Below are 22196 nucleotides of genomic sequence, written 5' to 3' on the forward strand. Positions count from 1 at the left end.
CGGCAGTTTCGGCAGTCATTCGCGGGATCCTTGATTTCAAAGGCAAGTTTTGCTGGCATCCGGCTTGCATGCACTTCCAGCCATGATGCGCATGCAACCAGATTCCGAGTTTCAGGGGTCGCCGGTCCCGGCTTCCGCCGCACCCGTCGCCATCGAGCTGTCCGAGGCCTCGGTCACCTTCGGCCGCGGCGCCCGCGCGGTGCCGGCCCTTGCCACGACAACGCTGCGGATGGCGGACGGCGAGTTCGTCGCCCTCGTTGGACCATCCGGATGCGGCAAGTCCACCATCCTGCGGCTCGTGAGCGGGCTGGTGCAGCCATCCACCGGTGTCGTCATCGTCGGCGGCCGGGAAGTCGCGGCGCGTGCCTTGCGGGTCGGCATGGCGTTCCAGAACCCGACCATGCTGCCGTGGATGACGATTGAGCGGAACATCATGCTGCCGCTCAAGATCGTCGAGCCGTTCCGCTCGCAATTCCGCAAGCTGCGCAAGACCGAATTCCGTGACAAGGCCAATGCGCTGCTGGAACAGGTCGGCCTCAAGGGTTTTGGCAACCGCTATCCCTGGCAACTCTCCGGCGGCATGCTTCAGCGCGCCAATCTCTGCCGGGCGCTGATCCATGAGCCGCGCATGCTGCTGCTCGACGAGCCCTTCGGCGCGCTCGACCAGTTCACGCGGGAAGAGCTGTGGTCGATCCTGCAGGACCTCTGGATCGCCCACAAGCCGACCGTGCTCCTGGTGACGCATGACCTGCGCGAGGCGGCGTTCCTCGGCAGCCGCATCTGCGTGATGAGCGCGCGCCCCGGCCGCATCCTCGACGACAGCCGCGTCACCTTCGCCCGCCCGCGCACGGTCGCGATGACCTTCGAGCCTGACTTCGTCGCGCTCAATCAAAAACTGCGCGCGTTTATCGAGGATGCCAGAACAGCATCCAAAGACGCCTCGGCAGCACAGGGAGCGGCCTGACCATGCCCGATCTCGATTATCGCCAGAAGGCCTGGTCGGCCGCATTGATCGTGCTGTTCTTTGTCGCCTGGGAATTGTTCTGCCTGATGACGGGAATGTCCGACCTGGTGTTGCCGCGCCCGTCGCAGGTGTTCGCCACCCTGTTTGAGAAGTTCCCGATCCTTTGGCCACATATCCTGCAGACGCTGGCGACCACGATGATCGGCTTCGTGCTCGGCGTTGGCCTTGGCGTCGTGCTGGGCGCTGTCATCGGCGTCTCGAAGACAGCCTATGACACCGCCTATCCGCTGCTGGTCGGCTTCTCGTCGATTCCAAAGGTCGCGGTGGTGCCGATCTTCGTGCTGTGGTTCGGCTCCGGCTCGGTGCCGGCGGTGCTGACCGCGCTCTCGATCTGCTTCTTCCCGATCGTGGTCAACATCGCGACGGGCCTCGCCACCACCGAGCCCGAACTCGAAGACGTGCTGAAGGCGCTCGGCGCCAGCAAGCTCGACATTCTCTGGAATGTCGGGTTGCCCCGCACCATGCCGTTCTTCTTTGCGTCATTGAAGGTCGCGATTTCTTACGCCTTTGTCGGCGCGGTGCTGTCGGAAACCGTCGCCTCGAACCGCGGCATCGGCAACGTCATGATGACCGCGTCCTCCAACTTCAACGTGCCGCTGGTGTTCGCCGGCCTGTTCGTGCTCGCCGGCCTCGGCGTCGCGCTCTACGTGATCTTCTCGGCGATCGAGGGACGCGTCACCGGCTGGGCCACCCGCAAGAACGACGTGATCGCGACATGAAGAGATTTTTCGCCGACGCCATCCAACCCTTGATCCAGGAGACCATGATGTTAGCCAGAGTGAGCGCCGCGCTGTTGGGAGTTGCCTTGTTCGCCGGCACCGCCAACGCCCAGGAAACGACGATCAAGTTCACCCTCGGCTGGAAGACGCAAGGCAGCGATGCCGCGTTCTTCTATGCCAAGGACCACGGCTTCTTCAAAGCGGAAGGCCTCAATGTCGTGATCGACCAGGGCGAGGGCTCCGGCGCCACGGTGACGCGCATCATGTCGGGTGCCTATGACGCCGGCTTCGGCGACGTCAACGCCATCATCCAGAACGCCTCGACCAAGCCGCAGGATGCCCCGGTCATGGTCTACATGATCTGGAACCAGCCGCCGTTTGCGATCGTGACCAAGAAGACCAGCGGCATCAACACCATCAAGGATTTCGAGGGCCATACGCTCGGCGGCGCGCAGGGCACGCCGACCACGCGGCTGCTGCCGGTGTTTGCGCAGAAGAACAAGCTCGAAGGCGAGAAGATCAAGATCTCCAACATGGCGCCGAACCTGCAGGAGCCGATGCTGATCAAGGGCGATATCGACGCCGCCCTGGTGTTCAACATCACGAGCTACTTCAACCTTGTGCTGAACCGCCAGGATCCCGACAAGGACTACAAATGGTTCCAGTTCGGCGATTATGGCCTCGACCTTTATTCCAACGGCGTGATGGTCTCGCGCAAGCTGCTCGCGTCCAATCCGAACGCCGTCGCCGGCCTCGTCCGCGCCGTCAACAAGGGCATGATCGCGATCGCCAAGGATCAAAATGCCGGGATGAAAGCCGCTGTCAATTACGACAATCTGATCAATGTCGACGTCGAAAAGCGCCGCCTGCAATATTCCTTCGACAAGCTGATCGTCTCGCCCGAGATGAAGGAAATCGGCGTCGGCGACGTCAAGGACGACCGCATGGCCCGCGCCATCGGCATCATCGTCGAGGGTTATCAGCTCGCCCGCACGCCGACGCCCGCGGAAATCTTCTCGCGCGAATTTTTGCCGCCGCGCGCGGAGCGGGAGCTGGTCTATACGGCGAACTAAAGGGCAGATACCCTTGCCGTCATTGCGAGCGAAGCGAAGCAATCCATACCTCTGCACGGGGAAAGATGGATTGCTTCGTCGCTTCGCTCCCTTGCGCAAACGCTTCGCGTTTGTCGCAGGCAATGACGGAGTGCTATCGTGACCACGGAAGTTGCCGCACGCAGCCTGTTCTCCGGCCCTGACCGCGGCCTGCTCGAAAACGTCGTGCTGCAGTACGACAATGGAATCATCACCGATATCTCCACCGGAGCGCCTTCCGCCACAAGCCCGCGCTCCCTCGTGCTTCCGGCCTTCGTCAATGCCCACGACCATGCGCGGCCGACCGCGTCCTCGTTCGGCGCGGTCGGCATGCCGCTGGAAAGCTGGATCCTGCGCTCCGCGCTCGGCACGCCGGTCGATCCCTATCTGACCGCAGCCTCTGCCCTGGCGCGTTCGGCGCGGGCCGGCTGCGCGGCGATGATGATCCATTACACCCGCCCGAGCGGCACGATGGCGCTGGTGGAAGAGGCCGGCGCGATTGCGCGCGCAGCGTCCGACGTTGGCATCCGCATCGCGTTCGCGCTTGCGGTGCGCGATCAGAATCCTGTCGTGTATGGCGATGAAGAACCGGTTCTCTCCAACCTTTCCAAAGACGATCGCAGCACGATCGAGCAAATGTTCGTCCGCGCGCCGATGTCGCCGCAAGCCTATATAGAGCTGACGGATGCGATTGCCGCGGCCATCGCAGGGCCGAAGGTGGATGTGCAGCTCGGCCCGGCCGGCGTGCAGTGGTGCTCAAAACCGCTGCTGGAGGCGGTGGCGGAGAACTCCGCGCAGACCGGACGCCGTATCCATATGCATCTGTTGGAGACCATCTATCAGCGCGCCTGGGCGGACCGGCATTTTCCTGACGGTATCGTTCGCTACCTCCGCGACATCGGCTTCCTGTCGGACCGGCTGACGCTGGCGCATTGCATCCATGCCCGCCCCGACGAGATCGAGATGATCGCGGCCTCCGGCGCGCGCATCGTCACCAATTTCTCCTCCAATCTCCATTTGCGCTCCGGCCTCGCGCCGATCGCCGCCGCGCACAAATGCGGTTGCGCCATCGCGGTCGGCGTCGACGGGCTGGCGCTCGACGAGGACGACGACGTGCTGCGCGAGATGCGGCTGGTGCAGATGATGCACGGCGGCTTGGGCTTCCAGCGGACCTGGACCACTCCCCAATTCCTCGGCCTCGCGATCGCCAATGGCCGCAAGGCGACGGGCGCGCCCGGAACCGGCGCGCTGGTCGCCGGCGCGCCGGCCGATTTCGCCACCATCGATCTGGATCGGCTCGACCGCGACCAGATCATGCCGGTCGATCCGATCGACCTCCTGTTCGCCCGCGGCAATGCGTCGTTGCTCCGCGACGTGGTCGTGGACGGTCGGCGAATCGTCAACGAAGGTCGCTGCACCGGCGTCGATCTTCCGGCGATCGAGCACGAGTTGCGCGGAATCTACCGCGCCAACGCAAGGCATCTCACGCCCTTCCAGTGGGTCTGGCCGCCGCTGTCGGCGTCGCTGCAGAACTGGTTCGAAGCCCAGCTCGATTGCCGGTAACGCGCTAAGCACCTCATCCTGCTGTGTGAATTCCGTGATGTGGAACGAAATTCCACTTGCACAGAATCCCGGCAAAGGTTTCATGTTCAGCAACAAGAAATTGAACCGCGGCCGTATCGTGCTGCCGTTGGTGTATGGGGAAGCACGCGGGGGCGAGGTGAGCCGGTTACCCGTTCATTTCGCGCCGGTGCCTGAACGGAAACGTCGATGTCCTTCCACAAGCTGCTGATCGCCAACCGCGGCGAGATCGCCATCCGCATCGCCCGCGCGGCGGGCGACGCCGGCCTTGCTACCGTAGCGATCCATTCCGCCGACGATGCGCAATCGCTGCATGTCCGCGCCGCCGACGCGGCCTGCGAAATCCCCGGCCGCGGCGCGCGGGCCTATCTCGACATCGAGGCCGTGATATCGGCCGCCAAGGCGACCGGATGCGAGGCGGTGCACCCAGGCTATGGCTTCCTCAGCGAGAACGCCGCGCTCGCCCGGCGCTGCATCGAGGAAAGCATCGTCTTTGTCGGGCCGTCGCCGGAGGCGCTCGACCTGTTTGGCGACAAGGCGCAGGCGAAGGCGCTGGCCAAACAATGCGGCGTGCCCATCATCGAGGGCACCAGCGGGCCGACCAGCCTGGAAGAGGCAAGGGCCTTCCTGGAATCTTTAGGGCCCGGCGGCGCCGTCATGATCAAGGCGATCGCCGGCGGCGGCGGCCGCGGCATGCGCATCGTCGACGACACGGGCAAGCTGGAGGAGGCCTATGCGCGCTGCCAGTCCGAGGCGATGGCGGCCTTCGGCAGCGACGGCGTCTATGTCGAGCGCCTGATCCGCAACGCCCGCCACATCGAGGTGCAGATCATCTGCGACCACTACGGCGCCATCAGCCATCTCTGGGAGCGTGAATGCACCATCCAGCGCCGCAACCAGAAACTCATCGAGGTCGCGCCGAGCCCGTCGCTCAACGACGCCTTGCGCGGGCGCATCATCGATGCCGCCAAGGAACTCGCCGCCGCCGCCAACTACGACAATCTCGGCACCTTCGAATTCCTCGTCGATAACGACGCCAAAACCAGCGACCAGGCGTTCGCCTTCATCGAGGCCAATCCGCGGCTCCAGGTCGAGCATACCGTCACCGAGGAAGTGCTCGGCCTCGATCTCGTGCAGTCGCAGCTCGCGGTCGCGGCCGGCGCTACGCTGGGTTCGCTCGGTCTGGCGCAGGCCTATATCCCAAAGCCGCGCGGCTTTGCGATGCAGCTCCGCGTCAACATGGAGGTGATGGACGAGACCGGCGGGACAAAGCCCACCGGCGGGACGCTGGCGCTGTTCGACCTGCCGTCCGGCCCCGGCGTTCGCGTCGATACGTTTGGCTATTCCGGCTACCGGACCAGCACCGCCTTCGACTCGCTGCTCGCCAAGGTCATCGTGCATTCGCCGGGTGGCAACTGGACCGACGTCGTGCACAAGGCGACGCGGACGCTGCGCGAGTTCCGCATCGGCGGCGTTGCCACCAACATCCCCTTCCTGGCGGCGATTTTGGCGCATCCGGATTTTGTCGAGAACCGCGTCAGCACCGGCTTCATCGAGGCCCATGTCGCTGATCTCGTCGGCGAAGCCAGAGCGACCGCCGAGACGGCGCTGATCGAATCCGGCGTCGCGGCCGACGACAGCGCGCCCATATCGGAAGCCGCGGCTGCCGGATCGGGGCCGGCAGGCTCAGAGCCCGTTCCCGCGCCGCTGCAGGGCACGATCGTGGCGGTTGACGTCAGGGAAGGGGACCTCGTCCGGCCCGGGCAGCAAATCGCCGTACTCGAATCCATGAAGATGGAGCATCTGGTGACGGCGCCGCATGGCGGCAGGGTGACGAAGGTCGCGGCGGAAGCCGGCGTGACGCTGATGCAGGACGAGGCGATCCTCTATCTGGAGCCTGCCGAGATCGACGCCCACGATGTGGCAGAGGAAGAGGACGTCGATCTCGATCACATCCGGCCCGATCTCGCCGAACTGATCGAGCGCCACGCCATTACACTGGATGAAAACCGCCCCGCCTCGGTCGAGCGCCGCCGCAAGACCAACCAGCGCACCGCGCGCGAGAACATCGCCCAGCTCGTCGATGAAGGATCCTTCGTCGAATACGGCTCGCTCGCCATCGCTGCCCAGCGCCGGCGCCGCACGGTCGACGATCTCATCCGCAACACGCCGGCCGACGGCCTGATCTCCGGCGTCGCCACCGTGAACGCAGAAAAATTCGGCGCGGACGCTGCCCGCTGCATGGTGATCGCCTACGACTACACCGTGCTGGCCGGCACGCAAGGGCATATGAACCACAAGAAGATCGACCGCATGCTGGGCCTTGCCGAGCAATGGCGGATGCCGCTGGTGTTTTACGCCGAAGGTGGCGGCGGCCGCCCCGGCGATACCGACCGGCTCGGCATGACCGGCCTCGACGGGCCGTCTTTCGTGCAGTTCGCAAAGCTCTCAGGCCTGGTGCCCGTCATCGGCGTTGTGTCCGGCTATTGCTTCGCCGGCAACGCCGCGATGCTCGGCTGTTGCGATGTCATCATCGCGACGATGAACGCATCGATCGGCATGGGCGGCCCCGCGATGATCGAGGGCGGCGGCCTCGGCGTCTATCACCCGGCTGAAGTGGGGCCCGTGTCGTTCCAGTCGCCGAACGGTGTCATCGATATCCTGGTCGAGGACGAGGCGGAAGCGACAGCTGCTGCGCAAAAGTATCTGTCGTACTTCCAGGGCGCGGTTACCGACTGGAAGGCGCCGGACCAGCGCCTGTTGCGGCGGGCGATCCCGGAAAACCGCCTGCGGGTCTATGATATCAGGACCGTCATCGATCTTCTTGCGGACGAAGGTTCGGTGCTGGAAATCCGCCGGGATTTTGGCGTCGGCATGATCACCGCCTTCATCCGCATCGAAGGAAAGCCGTTCGGCCTGATCGCCAACAATCCAAAGCATCTCGGCGGCGCGATCGATGCGCCGGCCGGCGACAAGGCCGCGCGCTTCATGCAGCTCTGCGATGCCTTCGACATTCCAATACTATCGCTGTGCGATACGCCGGGCTTCATGGTCGGTCCCGAAGCCGAGAAGACCGCGATCGTGCGCCATGTCGCGCGCATGTTCGTGACCGGCGCGAGCCTCACCGTGCCGCTGTTCGGCATCGTGCTGCGCAAGGGCTATGGCCTTGGCGCGCAATCCATGATCGGCGGCGGCTTCCACGCCTCGTTCTTCACGGTGGCCTGGCCGACCGGCGAGTTCGGCGGCATGGGGCTGGAAGGCTATGTCCGGCTCGGCTTCCGCAAGGAGATGGAAGCGATCGAAGACCCCGTCGAGCGCGAGGAATACTACCAGGCCAAGGTCGACGAGCTCTACGCCAACGGCAAGGCGGTCTCGATCGCCTCCGTGCTGGAGATCGACGAAGTGATCGATCCCGCCGACACGCGGCAGTGGATCATGGCCGGCCTGCGCTCGGTGCCGAAGCCGGAAGTGCGTACGACCAAGAAGCGGCCGTGCATTGATGCGTGGTAGCGGAGCGCCGTAGGGTGGGCAAAGGCGCGTCAGCGCCGTGCCCACCATCTATCCGCAGTAATCCCTGTGAATGGTGGGCACGCTTCGCTTTGCCCACCCCACGGATTCTCGGCGTCATTGCTGTCGATGTTCACTAATTCGCTGATTGGATCGCGGTGGCCTTGGTAGCGGCGAAGGCCTTGGGAGTTTGCCCTGCCAAGGCCTGATGGGGCCTGTGGTTGTTGTAGTAGATCAGGTACTCGAACAGTTCGTTGGCGAAGTGGTCGAGATTGTCGAAGGTGGCGCCCTCGATGACGTCCTCATCGAGCGTGCGCCAGAAGCGTTCGACCTTGCCGTTGGTCTGCGGCCGATAGGGCCTGGTGTAGCGGTGTTTGATGCCGAGCTCGAGCAGCATGGCCTCGAACGGATGCTCGTCCGGCTTGGTGCGGGCGGCGAACTCGGCGCCGTTGTCGGACAGGATTTCGGTAAAGACGAGCCCGTAGGTGACGTTGAGGGTGTTGATCATTTTCAGGGTCTTGAACATGACCGGCAGCGCCTTCTTGGAGGTCAGGACCTCGGCCCAGGCCAGCCGCGAGCAACTGTCGATCAGGCTGACGATGTAGGCCGTGGCCGGGGGTGGCGCGAGAAACATATCGCGCGGCAATTGATGCAGATCGACGTGGCCGAGCTCTCCGAGCTTGTCCTTGATAATGCGGCGTTTCTCCTCGCGCATCGCCGGCGTGCGGCGGTTCAGCCCATAGCGTGTCAGCACCCGATAGATGGTCGAGGGCGAGGGTATCGTGTCGCGCCGCTCGCGCAAGACGGCATGGATCTCGTAGCGGTTCATACCCTTCTGCCGGCATGCAACGATCTCCGCCTCGATGCCCTCTGGCTCGCGCCGTTCCCGCCATTTGGGTCCACGGCGGCGCGGCAACAAATCTGCCTCATCGCCGCTCTGCAGATAGCGGTTGTAATACTTGCGGAACGTCTGCGAGCAGGTTCCGTGGTGGCGGTAGAAATCCCCAACCCGCTTGAACAGCTTCGACCGGCCCGCCTTTACCGCCTCGTACTCCGGGATCAGGAACCGCCACTTCTGCAGGTAATTGCGTTCAATCGTCCGGTCATAGCTGTTATCGCGCATTGGATCGTCCTCCAGAGGAGCGATCCAATCAGCGAATTAGTGAACATGCACAATTGCGAGCGAAGCGAAGCAATCCACGTTTCCACTTGCGGCACTATGGATTGCTTCGCTGCGCGCGCAATGACGGTGGACGGCTGCAAGGCCGTCATCCCCGCAGCCGTCATCGTCCGCCTTGTGCGCAATTGCGCACTGGGGCGGACGATCCAGCATTCCAGAGACGGCAGTGATAGAACCGATAAGCCGCGGCGTATTGAATACCCCGCCTTCGCGGGTATGACAGGGCGTTGGACGGCTAGGCCGCGCGCGTCAACCGCTACCCCAGCCGCAACTCATCATACCCCTTCGCCGCCACCTCGTCGCACCTTGCGCGATACGCCGGCGCGCTGCCGCTGTAGCGGGCGACGATGCGCGTCTGCTTGCCTTCGACGTTGGAATTTATGCCGGTCATCCAGGAGTTGACCTCGTTGGACAACAGCCCGACGCCGAGCGCTTTCACATGATCGGTCCAGGAGGCAACACCCTCCGGCGTCGCCTCCAGCCGCGTCAGCTTCCTTTCCATCGCGAAACGAATGAGCCCCGTCACCCAGTCGACGCTGTATTCAATGCTGCGTGGAATGTTGCCCAGCGCAGTGTGCGGCCCCATCAGCATCAGCATGTTCGGAAATTCATGGACCATGATGCCGAGATACGTCTCCGGCCCTTGTCTCCATTTGTCCTTCAGTCGCGCGCCGCCAGCGCCCCGAAAATCGATCTTGTCGAAGCTGCCGGTGATGGCGTCGAAGCCGGTGGCATAAATGACGATGTCGAATTCGTATTCCCTCTCGCTGGTCCTGATGCCCACAGGCGTAATGCGCTCGATCGGCGTTTCCGTGATGTCGACAAGCTCGACATTGTCCTGATTATAGACCTCATAATAAAAAGTCTCGAGCGGCAGCCGCCGGGTGCCAAAGCCGTGATTCCTGGGGATCAGTTTTTCGGCGACTGCCTGATTCTTCACCCGTTGCCGGATCTTGCGCGCGACAAAATCGGAGATCGTCGCGTTCGCCTTGCGGTCGATCAGGATGTCGCGGAAATTGCCCTGCCAGATGCCGAAGCCGCGCTCGCCGTAAAGCTTTTCATAAAACGCCTCGCGCTCCTCGTCCGACACCTCGAACGCGCCGCGCGGGTCCGGCGTATGCAGGAAGCAGGCAAAGGTCTCCTGGCACCGGGCGAACATCTCCGGATAGCCTGCCTTGATCTTCGCTTGCGTCTCGGCGTCGATCTTGCCGTTGTGCAGCGGCGCACACCAGTTCGGCGTGCGCTGGAACACGGTGAGATGGCCGACTTGGCTCGCAATGGTCTGGATGGTCTGCACGCCGGTCGCGCCGGTGCCGATCACGGCGACGCGCTTGCCGGTGAAATCGACGGGCTCCTTCGGCCATCGCGCGGTGTGAAACGACGCGCCCTTGAAATCGTCGCGTCCCTCGATCCGCGGCAATGTAGGGGTCGACAGCGGGCCGATCGCCGTGATCAGGAACCGGGTGTTGAAGCGGCTGCCGTCTTCGAGCGTAACGCTCCAGCTTCGCGAGCCCTCATCGTAAACCGCTGCCGTCACCCGGCTGCGAAACTGGATATCGCGGCGCAGGTCGAACTTGTCGGCGACATAATTGAGATAGCGCAGCGTCTCCGGCTGGCCGGCGAAATGCTCCGACCACTCCCATTCGGCCAGCAACTCCCGGGAGAACGAATAGCCGTAGGAGTAGCTTTCGGAATCGAAGCGCGCGCCGGGATAGCGGTTCCAGTACCAGGTGCCGCCGACGTCGGTCCCCGCCTCGAACACGCGCACGCGAAAACCCTGTTCGCGCAGCCGGTAGAGCTGGTACAGGCCCGACATGCCCGCGCCGATGATGATGGCGTCGTAGTCCGAAATCGGCGTCGCTCCTGTGCTCATGGTTTGGTGCAAGGCTATCCCGTCTTGCCGCCGCGAACAAACCGGTATCGAGGCGCGGCAGGGTTGCAGGTTTGTCCGACTAAGCCCGCCTCACGCAGCTTTACTGCCGGCCGCATCTGCCCCTATCGTGAAGCCGAGATCGCCCTTAGGCGACGTAGTTCAGGGAGCGAAGCGAACCACAATGAATGATCCCGTTGACGTCCTGATCATCGGCGCCGGCGCATCCGGCGCGGCGGTGGCATGGAGCCTGGCCGACACCAAGATGCACATTCTCTGCCTCGACCAGGGGGGCTGGATGAACCCGTCGGAATATCCGAGCACGGGGCGCGACTGGGAAGCAAAATTCTACGGCGATTGGTCGAGCAGCCCGAACATCCGCGGCCGGCCCGAGGACTATCCTGTTAACGACGACAACTCGCCGATCAAGGTCGTGAACTTCAACGGCGTCGGCGGCTCGACGGTGATGTACACCGCGCATTGGCCGCGGCTACACCCTTCCGATTTCAAGGTGAAGACGCTCGATGGCGTCGCTGATGACTGGCCGATCGATTACGACGCACTCACCCCGTTCTTCGAAGAGAACGACCGGATGATGGGCGTCTCGGGGCTATCAGGCGATCCGCTTTCGCCGCTGACGCACCCGCCGATGCCGCCGCAGCCGCTCGGGCTTTCCGGCCCACTGATCGGCAAGGCGATGAACAAGCTCGGCTGGCACTGGTGGCCGTCGGACACCACGGTCGCGACGATGGATTACGAGGGAAGGGCGCGCTGCATCAATCTCGGCCATTGCACGCCGGCCTGCGCGCAAGGCGCAAAGGCCTCCACCGACATCACCTATTGGCCGCACGCGATCCGCGCCGGCGTCGAGCTCAAGACCCATTGCCGCGTGCGCGAGATCCTGACCAACGAGCACGGCATGGCCTCCGGCGTCGTCTACTACGACAAGGATGGTGTTGAGCAGTTCCAGCCGGCCGAGGTCGTCATCATCGCTTGCAACGGCGTTGGCACGCCGCGGCTGCTCTTGAACTCGGTCTCCGGCCGCTTCCCGAATGGGCTCGGCAATTCATCCGGCCTGGTCGGCAAGAACCTGATGTTTCATCCCTATGCGCAGATCTACGGTTTTGTGAAGGAGCCGACCGACAGTAACCGCGCGCCGCCGACGTGCCTGTGGAGCAAGGAGTTTTACGACACCGACCTGTCGCGCGGCTTCGTCCGCGGCTACGGCATCCAGTTCGGCCGCGGCGCAGGGCCCGTGTTCGAAGCGGTGGCGAGCGAGCAGAAAGGCATTTTGCCGTGGGGCGCGGATCATCACCGCGTGTTCCGCAGGCTCAACGGCCATCGGCTTGCGGTCTCCGCGATCTGCGAGGATCTGCCCGAGGAGCATAACCGCGTCACGCTCGATCCCGTGCTGAAGGACAGCCACGGCATTCCCGCGCCGAAGATCGACTACACGATCAGCGAGAACAGCCGGAAGATGATGGAGCATGGACTGGCGCGCGGCCGCGAGATTCTCGAAACCGCCGGCGCCACCGATATCTGCATCAACAACCCGATTCCGTGGGGCGGCTGGCATCTGCTCGGCACCGCGCGGATGGGCACTGATCCCGCGCGCTCCGTGGTCAACGAATGGGGCCGCTCGCACGATGTGAAGAATCTCTTCATCGTCGATGGCAGCGTGTTCGTGACATCAGGCGGCGTGAACCCGACCTCGACCATCCAGGCGATCGCGCTCTATGTCGCCGACCAGATGAAGCAACGCCTTGCCAACCTCTTCGATTGAGACCGCCATGTCCGCAGCAAACATGTCCCCAGCAAATCAACTGACCCCGGCCCAACGCGATGATCTCCGCACCGTCGCTGCGATGATCGTTCCCGCCAGCGACGAGTACAAGGTGCCCGGCGCGGACGATCCCGCGATCCAGGCCGACATGCTGGCGACGCTCGGCCGCGACACCGCGCGGGTCAAGCAGGCGCTCGATCATCTCGCGCGTCTCGCCGGCCAGCCCCTGGCCGAACTCGATACGGCCAGGCGCGAGGCGATAGCGAACGAGTTCCGCGCCACCGGAGGCGCCGCGGCAGCGACGCTCGTCCGCGTCGTGCTGCAATGCTATTACCGTGACGACCGGGTGTTGCGCTCGCTCGGGTTGGAGCTTCGCGCACCATTCCCCAAGGGCTACACGCTGGAGGAGGGTGACTGGGCGCTGCTCGATCCGGTCAGGGCAAGGTCGGGGACGCTCAGGCGGGCGCCGTAGCAGGCCAGCCTTGCGGCGAACGCGGACATCTTGCGCATACGGTTCCCGGCCACCATCTGATGAGCCGAAGGAATCTCGCCATGTTGGATTTTACCTCAGATATCGCCGATGACGGGCCGTCATCGCGAACGGCCGAGCCTGCCCGGGACAATGACCGGGTCTTGCTCGATGCCTATTCCAATGCCGTGATCGACGTGACCGAGCGCGTCGGCCCAGCCGTCGTGCGCGTCGAGACGGGGCCGAAAGTGCGCAGCGTGCGTGAGCGTGGCGGACTTGGCTCCGGCATCGTGATCTCGCCCGATGGTCTCGTGCTGACTAACAGCCATGTGGTCGGGTCATCGAAAGAGATCAGGCTGCGCGACATCGAAGGCTTTGTCACCGACGCGCATGTGTTGGGTGTCGATCCCGATACCGACCTCGCGCTGCTGCGGGCCGATGGCGCGCGCGATCTGCGCTACGCCTCGCTGGGCAATTCCAAGAGCCTGCGCCGCGGCCAACTCGTGGTCGCGATCGGCAATCCGCTCGGATTCGAATCGACGGTGACAGCCGGCGTGGTGTCGGCGCTCGGCCGATCCATCCGCTCGGTGAGCGGACGTACCATCGAGGACGTGATCCAGACCGACGCCGCGCTCAATCCCGGCAATTCCGGCGGGCCGCTGGTGTCGTCGGCATCTGAGGTGATCGGCATCAATACTGCGATCATCAACGGCGCGCAGGGCATCTGCTTTGCGGTCGCCAGCAACACCGCGCAGTTCGTGCTGTCCGAGATCATCCGTCACGGCTACGTCCGCCGCGCCTATATCGGCGTCGCCGGACAGACCGCGCCGATCCCGCGGCGTCACGCGGTGGTCGCCGGCGTCGACAACAAGATGGGCGCGCTGCTGGCGCAGATCGAGCCGGATAGTCCGGCGGAGAAGGCGGGGCTGCTGCCCGGCGATGTCGTTGTCAGGTTGGACGGCATCGAAATCAACGGCGTCGACGATCTGATCCGCGCCCTCGACCGCGACCGCATCGGCCGCACGCTCGCGATGGACGTGCTGCGAATGGGAAGGTTGCGCGCGATCGACGTCCATCCGGTGGAGCGCAAGCCGGCGGGGAGGTAGTAAGGACTATATCAGCTGGCGCTGCTTCCCCTCTCCCCTTGTGGGAGAGGGTGGCGCCGAACGAAGTTCGGCGACGGGTGAGGGGTCTCTCTCCGCGGATAGAGACCCCTCATCCGGCGCTGCGCGCCACCTTCTCCCACAAGGGGAGAAGGAAAGAAGCGAGACTACTATTGACGCAACGCCGCCAGCAACTCGTCCGGCGCTTCGGCCATGATCATGTGGCCAGCCCCTGGAACGACAACGGTGCGCGAATTCGGCGTCGCTGCCGCGAGAGTCTTGCCGGCCTTCGCGGGCGTCATCATGTCACGCTCGCCGAGAATGAAGGTGGCGGGCACCTTCACCTGCGCGGCGGCGGCGAGCGCGTTCTGATACGAGTTGCAGGCATTGAGATCGTTGTACAGCACGCCCGGCCGCGTTTGCTGCAGCACGCGCTGCGTGCCCTGGTGCATCCACAGTCCCGGCGCGAGGCTGCCACCGAGTTCGGCCTTGAAGCCGAGACCCCAGATCGAGACCATGTCGATGGCATCGGGATTGTTGAACTCCGCGGCCTTGAGCAGATCGGGCCCCACCGTCATCGCGGCGGCGGTGCCGATCAGGCTGAGGCCGGATACCTTCTCCGGATGCCGCGCGGAAGTCTCGAGTGCGATCAGCGAGCCCATCGAATGCCCGACCAGCTTGGCCTTCGGCGCGCCGGCCGAGTCGAGCAGCGCCGCGGTCCAGTCGGCCATGTCGGCGATGGTCGGCAACGGCGCGCCGGAAGAACGGCCGTGGGCCGGCAAGTCCGGCGCCAGCACTGAATAGCCGTGATGCGCGAACCAGCGGCTGTGCAGCGCCCAGGTCGAATGATCAAAACCCGCACCATGCAGCATCATCACCGCAGGCAGCGACGGATCGAACGGACGGCCGCCGGTGGCAACGAAGACATCAGCACCATTGACGGAAAGCTGCATGGTTCAAACCTTCTGCGATGCGCGAAGCGCCTGGCCGAGATCGTCGATGATATCGGAAACGGTTTCGATTCCGACCGACAGCCGCACCAGCTCCTCGCCGACGCCTGCGGCCTTCAACTGGGCTGCGTCCATCTGCTGATGCGTGGTGCTGGCGGGGTGGATGACCAGCGTCTTGGCGTCGCCGACATTGGCAAGGTGGCTGATCATCCGCAACGATTCGATGAATCTCTTGCCCGCCGCCCGACCGCCCTTGATGCCGAAAGAGACGATCGATCCGGCGCCCCGCGGCAGCAGTCGCTTCGCGAGCTGATGGTCGGGATGATTCTCAAGCGCGGGATGCAGCACCCAGTCGACGGCCTTGTTGGCGGTCAGCGCTTCGAGCACCGCGAGCGTATTGCTCATGTGGCGCTCCATGCGGATGCCCAGCGTCTCGACGCCCTGCAACAACTGGAACGCATTGGTCGGCGACAGGCAGGCGCCAAAATCGCGCAAACCTTCCGTGCGCGCGCGCATGATGAAGGCGGCCTGGCCGAACTGCTCGTCGAAAACGATGCCGTGATAGCCGGCATAGGGTTCGGTGAGCTGGGGGAATTTGCCCGAGGCGTGCCAGTCGAACCGGCCGCCATCGACGATGACGCCGCCGATCGCGATGCCGTGGCCGCCGATCCATTTGGTCGCCGAGTTCATCACGATATCGGCGCCGAGCTCGATCGGGCGGCTAAGAAACGGCGTCGCAAAGGTGTTGTCGATCAGCAGCGGAATTTTGGCGTCATGCGCGATCTGGGCGACATCGGGAATATCCAGTACCTCCAACCCGGGATTGCCGATGGTCTCGCCGATCACGAGCCGCGTATTCGACTTTATCGCCGTGCGGAATTCATCGAGGGCACGCGGCTTGACGAAGGTGGTGGTGATGCCGAAGCGTGGCAGCGTGTGGGCGAGCAGGTTGATGGTGCCGCCGTAGAGCGAGGAGGAGGCGACGATGTGATCGCCGGCATTGAGCAGCGTCGCGATCGCCAGATGCATTGCGGCCATGCCGCTCGCCGTGCAGATCGCGCCGACGCCGGCTTCGAGCGCGGCGAGGCGCTCCTCGAGCACCGCCGTCGTGGGATTGGAAATGCGCGTGTAGATGTGGCCGGCGCGCTCGAGGTTGAACAGCGCGGCGGCATGGTCGGAATCCTGGAACACGTAGGAAGTCGTCTGATAGATCGGCACCGCACGGGCGCCGGTTGCGGGGTCCGGGCGCTGGCCGGCGTGCAGGCTCAGGGTTTCGAAAGCAGGCGGCTTGGGTGCGGGCATGCGGGGCTCGTCAAGTCGATAGGTGGCTGGAAATTGATATTTGTGGGTTCAGACGTGCACGGGAGTGCGGACGCGGCCGGCATTCCCGAACACGCGCAGATAACGCTCGACCTCGGACGCGGAGCCGGTCGCCTTCTCGGGATTGTCGGACAGCTTGACCGCCGGCCGTCCATCGACCGAGGTCACCTTGCAGACCAGCGAGATTGGATCGAGATCGGCGGAACCATCGGGCGCGCAGCCGACGAAATCATTGGTCAGGTTGGTGCCCCAGCCGAACGAGATACGGACGCGTCCCGCGAAATGGCGATAGGTCTCCTCGATCGAGTCGACGTCCATGCCGTCGGAGAAAACCAGCAGCTTCTCCCTGGGATCGCGGCCCTTCTGCTTCCACCACTTGATGATCTCCTCGCCGGCCGTGATCGGCGGCGCGCTGTCCGGGCGAAAGCCGGTCCAGTCGGCGAGCCAGTCCGGCGCGTCGCGCAAAAACACCTTGGTGCCGAAGGCGTCGGGCAGCGCAATCAAAAGATTGCCGCCATAGGTGTGTCGCCACTGATCGAGGATACGATAGGGCGCCCAGCGCAATTCCTCGTCGGAATTGGCGAGCGCGGCTGCGACCATCGGCAATTCATGCGCGTTGGTTCCGATCGCTTCGAGATCGTTGTCCATCGCCAGCAGCACGTTCGAGGTGCCGGTGAACGAAGGTCCGAGTCCCTCCTTGACCGCCTCGACGCACCAGCGCTGCCAGAGGTGGCCGTGGCGGCGGCGGGTGCCGAAGTCCGACAGCCGCAAGCCTTCGAGCTTGCGCAGCCGTTCGACCTTGGACCACAGCTTGGCCTTGGCGCGGGCATAGAGCACGTCGAGCACGAAGCGTCCCTGTCCCTTGGTCGCCTGTCGCGAACGCAGCTCGTTCATGATCGCAAGCGCCGGGATCTCCCACATCGTGGTGTGGGTCCACGGCCCATGGAAGTGCAGTTCGTACTGGCCGTCGACCTTGTTCAATTCGTATTCAGGCAGGCGAAAGCTGGCGAGCCAGTTGATGAAGTCGGGCGAGAACATCTGGGTCTTGCCGTAGAACGTATTACCCGCGAGCCAGATCAGTTCCTTCTTGGTGAAGCGGATGGTGCGGGCATGATCGAGCTGCGCGCGCAGTTCGCCCTCGTCGATGATCTCGGCAAGGCGGACCTGCTTCGTGCGGTTGATGACCGAAAAGGTAACGCGCTGATCCGGATAGAATTCGCGGATCATCTGCAGCATCAAAAGCTTGTAAAAATCGGTGTCGAGCAGGCTGCGCACGATCGGGTCGAGCCGCCAGCCATGGTTATAGGTTCGGGACGCAATGTCGGTAACTGCCATGGCGGAACTCTACCGTGCCAGGGGCCGCCCAACCAGTGGGTTTTGGCGGCGGCATGGCAGCTCAGCGCGCTATTCCTGCCGAATCCGTCCGACCGCCGCCTGGATACCGGTCCAGGCAGGCTTGTCCGGGGCGAATTGCCGCCGCAGATAAGCGGCCAGTTCCGCGACCTGGCCGTCGGTCAGGCTGTCCTTGAAGGCCGGCATATAGCCGAGGTCGGTTGCGGCCGGCTTCGCGATGCCATGCAGGATGAGCTGGATCAGATTATCAGGCACGGCGCTCTGCAGATTGCTGTTCAGCGCCAGCGACGGCCGGCTGCCGAACAGCGGCGCGCCGCCGACTTCGTGGCACACCGCGCAGGCGCCCTGATAGAGCCGGGCGCCGGTGCTGGAGGCTGCCGACGCGCGCGTGCCGGTCGAGGATTCCAGTCTCGCGGCGAGCGCTTGCTGCGCCGCGGGATCCATGGAGGTCTCATTGAACGAAGCGAGATAGACCGACATGGCGCGGATATCCGAATCCGGAAGTGCTGTGAGCTCCTTTACGACGGGCGCCATCGGCCCGGCGGCGACGCCGTGAAGCCGCGACTCGCCGGTTCGCAGGTAAGCGTAAAGCTCACCCTCACTCCACGGGATCGGCGCCTGCGACAGCGACGTCAGCGCAGGAGCTTCCCAGCCTTCCGCAAATCCGCCGGCGAGATAGGCGTTCGCCCTCTCCGCGCCCAGTGCATTGCGCGGCGAATGGCAGGCGCTGCAATGGCCGAGGCCTTCGACGAGATAGGCCCCGCGATTCCATATCTCGGATTTCGTCGGGTCGGCCTGGAATAGAGTCGGTTTGTGGAACAGCGCGTTCCACCCCGCCATCAGCGGACGAACGTTGAACGGAAACGCCAGTGCATTCTGCGGCGCCTCCGCGCGCACCGCAGGCTGCGCCATCAGATAGGCGTAGAGCGCCTGCATGTCGGCGTCAGTGGTCCTGGCGAAATGCGTGTAGGGAAATGCCGGATAGAGATGCCGGCCGTCGCGATGGATTCCCTCCCGCATCGCGCGCTCGAAGGCGGGATAGGACCACGCGCCGATTCCGGTTTCGACATCGGGCGTAATGTTGGTCGAATAGATCGTACCGAAAGGCGTAGGCAACGGCTTGCCACCGGCGTTGAGGATACCGTTCGCCGAGGTGTGGCAGACCGCGCAGTCACCGAGGGCGGCGAGTTGCTGGCCGCGGGCGATGGTCGCGGCCGAATAGACCGAGGCATCGGGCCGCACGATCGGCGCGATCGCGCGCCACGGCAAAACGGCGGCGCCGATACCGATCGCGGCGGCGCACAGGGCTGCGGCTGTCGCGAACACGCCGCGGCGTCCGGCAAAAGGATTTTGCCACCTGTTCAGGTCGGGCTGCGGCGCGGATGTCGGCGACGGCAACGCTTCCGGTGCATGCTGTTCCTCGCCGTGCAATCCCCGCAAGATACGTTCCGGCGTGAACGGCAATTCGCGAAAGCGCACACCCGTCGCATCAAAGATGGCGTTGGCGATGGCAGCCGCGCTGGGGACGGAGGCGGACTCACCGACGCCGAGCGGCGGCTGGTCCTGCCGCGGCAGCATCAGCACGTCGATCTCGGGCACCTCCGGGAATTTGATGATGGGGTAGGCGCCCCATTCTCGCGCCGTCACCGACGTGCGATCGAACGACACTTCCTCCATCAGCGCGCGGCTGGTCGACTGGATGACGTTGCCGTGGATCTGGTGGCGCACGCCTTCCGGGTTGATCATCAGGCCGGAGTCCTGTCCCGCCACGACGCGCGTCACGCTGACATCGCCGGTCGCCTTGTTGACGGCGACATCGGCGATCCACGCCGACCACGCCGCGCCATAGCCCGGAAACTTGCTGTGCACATAGAGAGCGTAGGCAAAGCCGCGCCCACGAACGATGTCGCCTTCGGCTTCCGGTTCCCGCCGTACCGGCCGTGGCTTCCAGCCGGCGCGCTCGGCGACCGCATTGACGAGATCGATCGCGCGCGGGTCCTTCAGATAGCGCAGGCGGTACTCGATCGGGTCGACGCCGGCTTCATCGGCGCATTCGTCGATCCAGGACTCATGCGCAAAGGTGTTCGGCAGCGCCGAGACGCCGCGCAGCCAGGAGGCGCGCACGATGGGCGGCATGTCGTTCGCTATTACGCGCAGGTTCTCGTAGTCGTAGGGCGGGATCGCGGTGCGGTCGCCCATCTCGAAAATTACTGGTGTGTGCGGGATGGTGCCGGTCAGCAGCAATGCCAGCGTCGGCGCACCGTTCGATGGATAGCGCGTGGCAAAATCATAACCGGCGACGCTGCCGTCGGCGTTCAACCCGCCATTGACATCCATCAACTGTGCGGTGCCCTTTGGCTCCCACGCATGTTCCTGCTCACGCGTCAATTGCACGCGAACGGGCCGGCCGACGGCGCGCGACAGCAGCACCGCGTCGGCGGAAACGTCATCGGCGCAGTTGCGCCCGTAGCAGCCTGCGGCCTCCATCCGGATCACCTCGATCTCGGCTTCGCGGCGATGGATCAGCCGTGCCAGCTCGGTGCGCAGATGGTGCGGGTTCTGCGTGCCGGACCAGACCCGCGTCAGATCCTCCTGATAATCGGCAACCGCGCAGGAAGGGCCGATCGAAGCGTGCATCTGGTACGGCCAGATGTAGGTTCGCGGCATCGGCTTCGCCGCACCGGCAATCGCCGCGTCGACATTGCCCTTGTCGATCAGCGTCCGCGGCGTCGACGGATTGGCACGCAGCGCGGTCTCGATGTCCTGCAGGTCGGGCAGCGTCGGCACCGGCTTCCAGGAAACCTTCAACTGCGCTGCGGCCTTGATCGCATTTTCCTCGCGCTCGGCGACGACGCCGACGAAGTCGCCGATCCTCACAACGGCGACAAGTCCGGGGATGTCGCGCACGGAGGACTCGTCGACCGCGATCAGGCTGTTGCCGATGAAATCACCGACATCGACGCCGGCATAGGGCGGACGAACGACGCGGCCATGCAGCATGCCGGGCACGCGCATGTCGTGAACGTAGACCAATTCGCCGGTTGCCTTCGCCGGCAGATCGACGCGTGGCACGGATTGGCCGACAATGGTGTAGGCATCGACAGACTTCACGGGAACATCATCGGCCAGTTCAAGCTGGATGGTCTCGCCCACAATCAGTTCGCCATAGCTGACGCTGCGGTTGTCCTTGCCGCGGACCAGGCCGTCCTCGATGACGAGTCCTTCGACCGGAAGCTCCAGCCGCTCCGCCGCACGTGCGATCAGGAACTGCCGTGCCTGCGCAGCGGCCTTGCGCAGCGGCACGGCGGTGATCTGGATCGTTTCGCTCGCGATCGTCGCGCCTTGATTGGGCACCAGCGACGTATCGCCCAGCACGACGACGACGCGCGCAAAGGACACGTCGAGTTCCTCCGCGACGATCTGTCCGAGCGCGGTGCGAATGCCGGTGCCGAGATCGACATGGCCGTTATAGGCGGTGACCGATCCGTCGGCGGTGATCCTGATGAAGGTCTCGAACTTGACGGCTTCGACGGGGGAGGCGGGACGAACGACGGACAGCGTGCCCTGCAGACGTTCGCGATCCTCGGTCGTGTCGGGAGCCGTCATCACGCCTGCGCCTCAACGGCACGGCCTGCGGCCCGCATCGCCGCACGCATGATCTCGACATGCGCGCCGCAGCGGCAGAGATGATGGCGCAGCGCTTCCAGCACTTCATCGTCCGACGGGTGAGGGGAACGCAACAACAAGGCCTTGGTCGCTATGATCATGCCGTTGAGGCAGTAGCCGCATTGCGCGGCCTGTTCGCGGATGAAGGCCTGCTGCACGGGATCGGGATGCTCGCGCGTGCCGAGACCTTCGAGCGTCACGATGTCGCGCCCGGTGCAGCCCTCGATCGGGATCACGCAGGAGCGCGCGACGACGCCGTCGATCAGCACCGCGCAGGCGCCGCATTCGCCGAGACCGCAGCCGTATTTCGGTCCGTTCAAGGCGAGGTCGTTGCGCAGGACGTAAAGCAATGCGGTGTCGGGCGCGGCGTCGACATCCCAGGTCTTGCCGTTGACGGTGAGGCGCATCGTGCTCTGCGTCATGCTCTCCTAAGCCTTCGTTGCGCTGCAAACTACGCGCTGGACGCTGCCGAAAGATACCGTTTGTGTACAAACGTGCAAGCCGCACGATCCGCGCTGCAGTGCGCTGCTCGCTTTATGATCAGAGCGGCGAGGCAAATGAGGTATTATGCGGCAAGTCG

The 22196-nt window shown here is 64.3% G+C and carries 15 protein-coding genes; 8 read left to right on the forward strand and 7 right to left on the reverse strand.

Annotation, left to right across the window (positions count from 1 at the left end):
• Positions 1-85 precede the first annotated feature (85 nt).
• The 5 genes from V1294_RS14235 (at position 86) to V1294_RS14255 (ending at position 7925) form a co-directional block, all read left to right on the forward strand.
• Positions 86-964 (forward strand): ABC transporter ATP-binding protein, encoded by an 879-nt coding sequence (locus tag V1294_RS14235; RefSeq protein ID WP_442895340.1) that lies wholly within the window; start codon positions 86-88, stop codon positions 962-964.
• 2 nt (positions 965-966) lie between these two features.
• Positions 967-1743, forward strand: a complete 777-nt coding sequence (locus V1294_RS14240; RefSeq protein WP_334497916.1) for an ABC transporter permease — start codon at positions 967-969, stop codon at positions 1741-1743.
• Between the two features lie 47 nt (positions 1744-1790).
• Complete coding sequence (locus V1294_RS14245; protein WP_334497918.1) at positions 1791-2816, forward strand: ABC transporter substrate-binding protein; 1026 nt, start codon at positions 1791-1793, stop codon at positions 2814-2816.
• 138 nt (positions 2817-2954) lie between these two features.
• Complete coding sequence (locus V1294_RS14250; protein WP_334497920.1) at positions 2955-4397, forward strand: amidohydrolase family protein; 1443 nt, start codon at positions 2955-2957, stop codon at positions 4395-4397.
• A gap of 207 nt (positions 4398-4604) precedes the next feature.
• Complete coding sequence (locus tag V1294_RS14255; RefSeq protein WP_334497922.1) at positions 4605-7925, forward strand: carboxyl transferase domain-containing protein; 3321 nt, start codon at positions 4605-4607, stop codon at positions 7923-7925.
• A 133-nt stretch (positions 7926-8058) separates the two neighbouring features.
• On the opposite strand, the gene V1294_RS14260 is transcribed toward V1294_RS14255, so the two are convergent.
• Both V1294_RS14260 and V1294_RS14265 read right to left on the reverse strand, forming a co-directional pair.
• Entirely contained in the window at positions 8059-9045 is a 987-nt protein-coding gene (locus tag V1294_RS14260; RefSeq protein WP_334494773.1) for an IS481 family transposase, read from the reverse strand.
• A gap of 313 nt (positions 9046-9358) precedes the next feature.
• A complete protein-coding gene (locus V1294_RS14265; RefSeq protein ID WP_334497924.1) occupies positions 9359-10975 on the reverse strand; it encodes a flavin-containing monooxygenase in 1617 nt (538 codons plus the stop codon).
• A gap of 181 nt (positions 10976-11156) precedes the next feature.
• Between V1294_RS14265 and V1294_RS14270 the strand changes: the two genes are divergently transcribed.
• From V1294_RS14270 to V1294_RS14280, 3 genes are all read left to right on the forward strand, one after another.
• Positions 11157-12755 (forward strand): GMC family oxidoreductase, encoded by a 1599-nt coding sequence (locus V1294_RS14270; protein WP_334497925.1) that lies wholly within the window; start codon positions 11157-11159, stop codon positions 12753-12755.
• Between the two features lie 22 nt (positions 12756-12777).
• Positions 12778-13227: a hypothetical protein gene (locus V1294_RS14275; RefSeq protein WP_334497926.1), complete on the forward strand. Its 450-nt coding sequence runs from the start codon at positions 12778-12780 to the stop codon at positions 13225-13227.
• Positions 13228-13307: 80 nt separating this feature from the next.
• Positions 13308-14330: a S1C family serine protease gene (locus tag V1294_RS14280; protein WP_334497927.1), complete on the forward strand. Its 1023-nt coding sequence runs from the start codon at positions 13308-13310 to the stop codon at positions 14328-14330.
• Positions 14331-14497: 167 nt separating this feature from the next.
• On the opposite strand, the gene V1294_RS14285 is transcribed toward V1294_RS14280, so the two are convergent.
• The 5 genes from V1294_RS14285 to V1294_RS14305 all read right to left on the reverse strand — a co-directional run bounded on the left by V1294_RS14285 (position 14498) and on the right by V1294_RS14305 (position 22038).
• Positions 14498-15280: an alpha/beta fold hydrolase gene (locus V1294_RS14285; RefSeq protein ID WP_334497929.1), complete on the reverse strand. Its 783-nt coding sequence runs from the start codon at positions 15278-15280 to the stop codon at positions 14498-14500.
• A gap of 3 nt (positions 15281-15283) precedes the next feature.
• Positions 15284-16579, reverse strand: coding sequence for an O-acetylhomoserine aminocarboxypropyltransferase (locus tag V1294_RS14290; protein ID WP_334497931.1), 1296 nt, complete (start codon positions 16577-16579; stop codon positions 15284-15286).
• Positions 16580-16627: 48 nt separating this feature from the next.
• Positions 16628-17932, reverse strand: coding sequence for a nicotinate phosphoribosyltransferase (gene pncB / locus V1294_RS14295; RefSeq protein WP_108514656.1), 1305 nt, complete (start codon positions 17930-17932; stop codon positions 16628-16630).
• 69 nt (positions 17933-18001) lie between these two features.
• A complete protein-coding gene (locus tag V1294_RS14300; protein WP_334497933.1) occupies positions 18002-21556 on the reverse strand; it encodes a molybdopterin cofactor-binding domain-containing protein in 3555 nt (1184 codons plus the stop codon).
• Positions 21556-22038, reverse strand: coding sequence for a (2Fe-2S)-binding protein (locus V1294_RS14305; RefSeq protein WP_334497935.1), 483 nt, complete (start codon positions 22036-22038; stop codon positions 21556-21558). Before V1294_RS14305 ends, V1294_RS14300 begins: the two co-directional genes overlap by 1 nt.
• Positions 22039-22196 lie beyond the last annotated feature (158 nt).

The sequence above is a fragment of the Bradyrhizobium sp. AZCC 1678 genome (assembly GCF_036924765.1).
Taxonomy (GTDB): Bacteria; Pseudomonadota; Alphaproteobacteria; order Rhizobiales; family Xanthobacteraceae; genus Bradyrhizobium; species Bradyrhizobium algeriense.

What these genes read in the sequence shown, in the direction of transcription:
- V1294_RS14280 (WP_334497927.1), top strand. Translation starts at nt 13,308, where the DNA reads ATGTTGGATTTTACCTCAGATATCGCCGATGACGGGCCGTCATCGCGA.
- V1294_RS14255 (WP_334497922.1), top strand. Translation starts at nt 4,605, where the DNA reads ATGTCCTTCCACAAGCTGCTGATCGCCAACCGCGGCGAGATCGCCATC.
- V1294_RS14240 (WP_334497916.1), top strand. Translation starts at nt 967, where the DNA reads ATGCCCGATCTCGATTATCGCCAGAAGGCCTGGTCGGCCGCATTGATC.
- V1294_RS14300 (WP_334497933.1), bottom strand. Translation starts at nt 21,556, where the DNA reads ATGACGGCTCCCGACACGACCGAGGATCGCGAACGTCTGCAGGGCACG.
- V1294_RS14290 (WP_334497931.1), bottom strand. Translation starts at nt 16,579, where the DNA reads ATGCCCGCACCCAAGCCGCCTGCTTTCGAAACCCTGAGCCTGCACGCC.
- pncB (WP_108514656.1), bottom strand. Translation starts at nt 17,932, where the DNA reads ATGGCAGTTACCGACATTGCGTCCCGAACCTATAACCATGGCTGGCGG.
- V1294_RS14270 (WP_334497925.1), top strand. Translation starts at nt 11,157, where the DNA reads ATGAATGATCCCGTTGACGTCCTGATCATCGGCGCCGGCGCATCCGGC.
- V1294_RS14265 (WP_334497924.1), bottom strand. Translation starts at nt 10,975, where the DNA reads ATGAGCACAGGAGCGACGCCGATTTCGGACTACGACGCCATCATCATC.
- V1294_RS14245 (WP_334497918.1), top strand. Translation starts at nt 1,791, where the DNA reads ATGTTAGCCAGAGTGAGCGCCGCGCTGTTGGGAGTTGCCTTGTTCGCC.
- V1294_RS14285 (WP_334497929.1), bottom strand. Translation starts at nt 15,280, where the DNA reads ATGCAGCTTTCCGTCAATGGTGCTGATGTCTTCGTTGCCACCGGCGGC.
- V1294_RS14305 (WP_334497935.1), bottom strand. Translation starts at nt 22,038, where the DNA reads ATGACGCAGAGCACGATGCGCCTCACCGTCAACGGCAAGACCTGGGAT.
- V1294_RS14235 (WP_442895340.1), top strand. Translation starts at nt 86, where the DNA reads ATGCGCATGCAACCAGATTCCGAGTTTCAGGGGTCGCCGGTCCCGGCT.
- V1294_RS14275 (WP_334497926.1), top strand. Translation starts at nt 12,778, where the DNA reads ATGTCCCCAGCAAATCAACTGACCCCGGCCCAACGCGATGATCTCCGC.
- V1294_RS14260 (WP_334494773.1), bottom strand. Translation starts at nt 9,045, where the DNA reads ATGCGCGATAACAGCTATGACCGGACGATTGAACGCAATTACCTGCAG.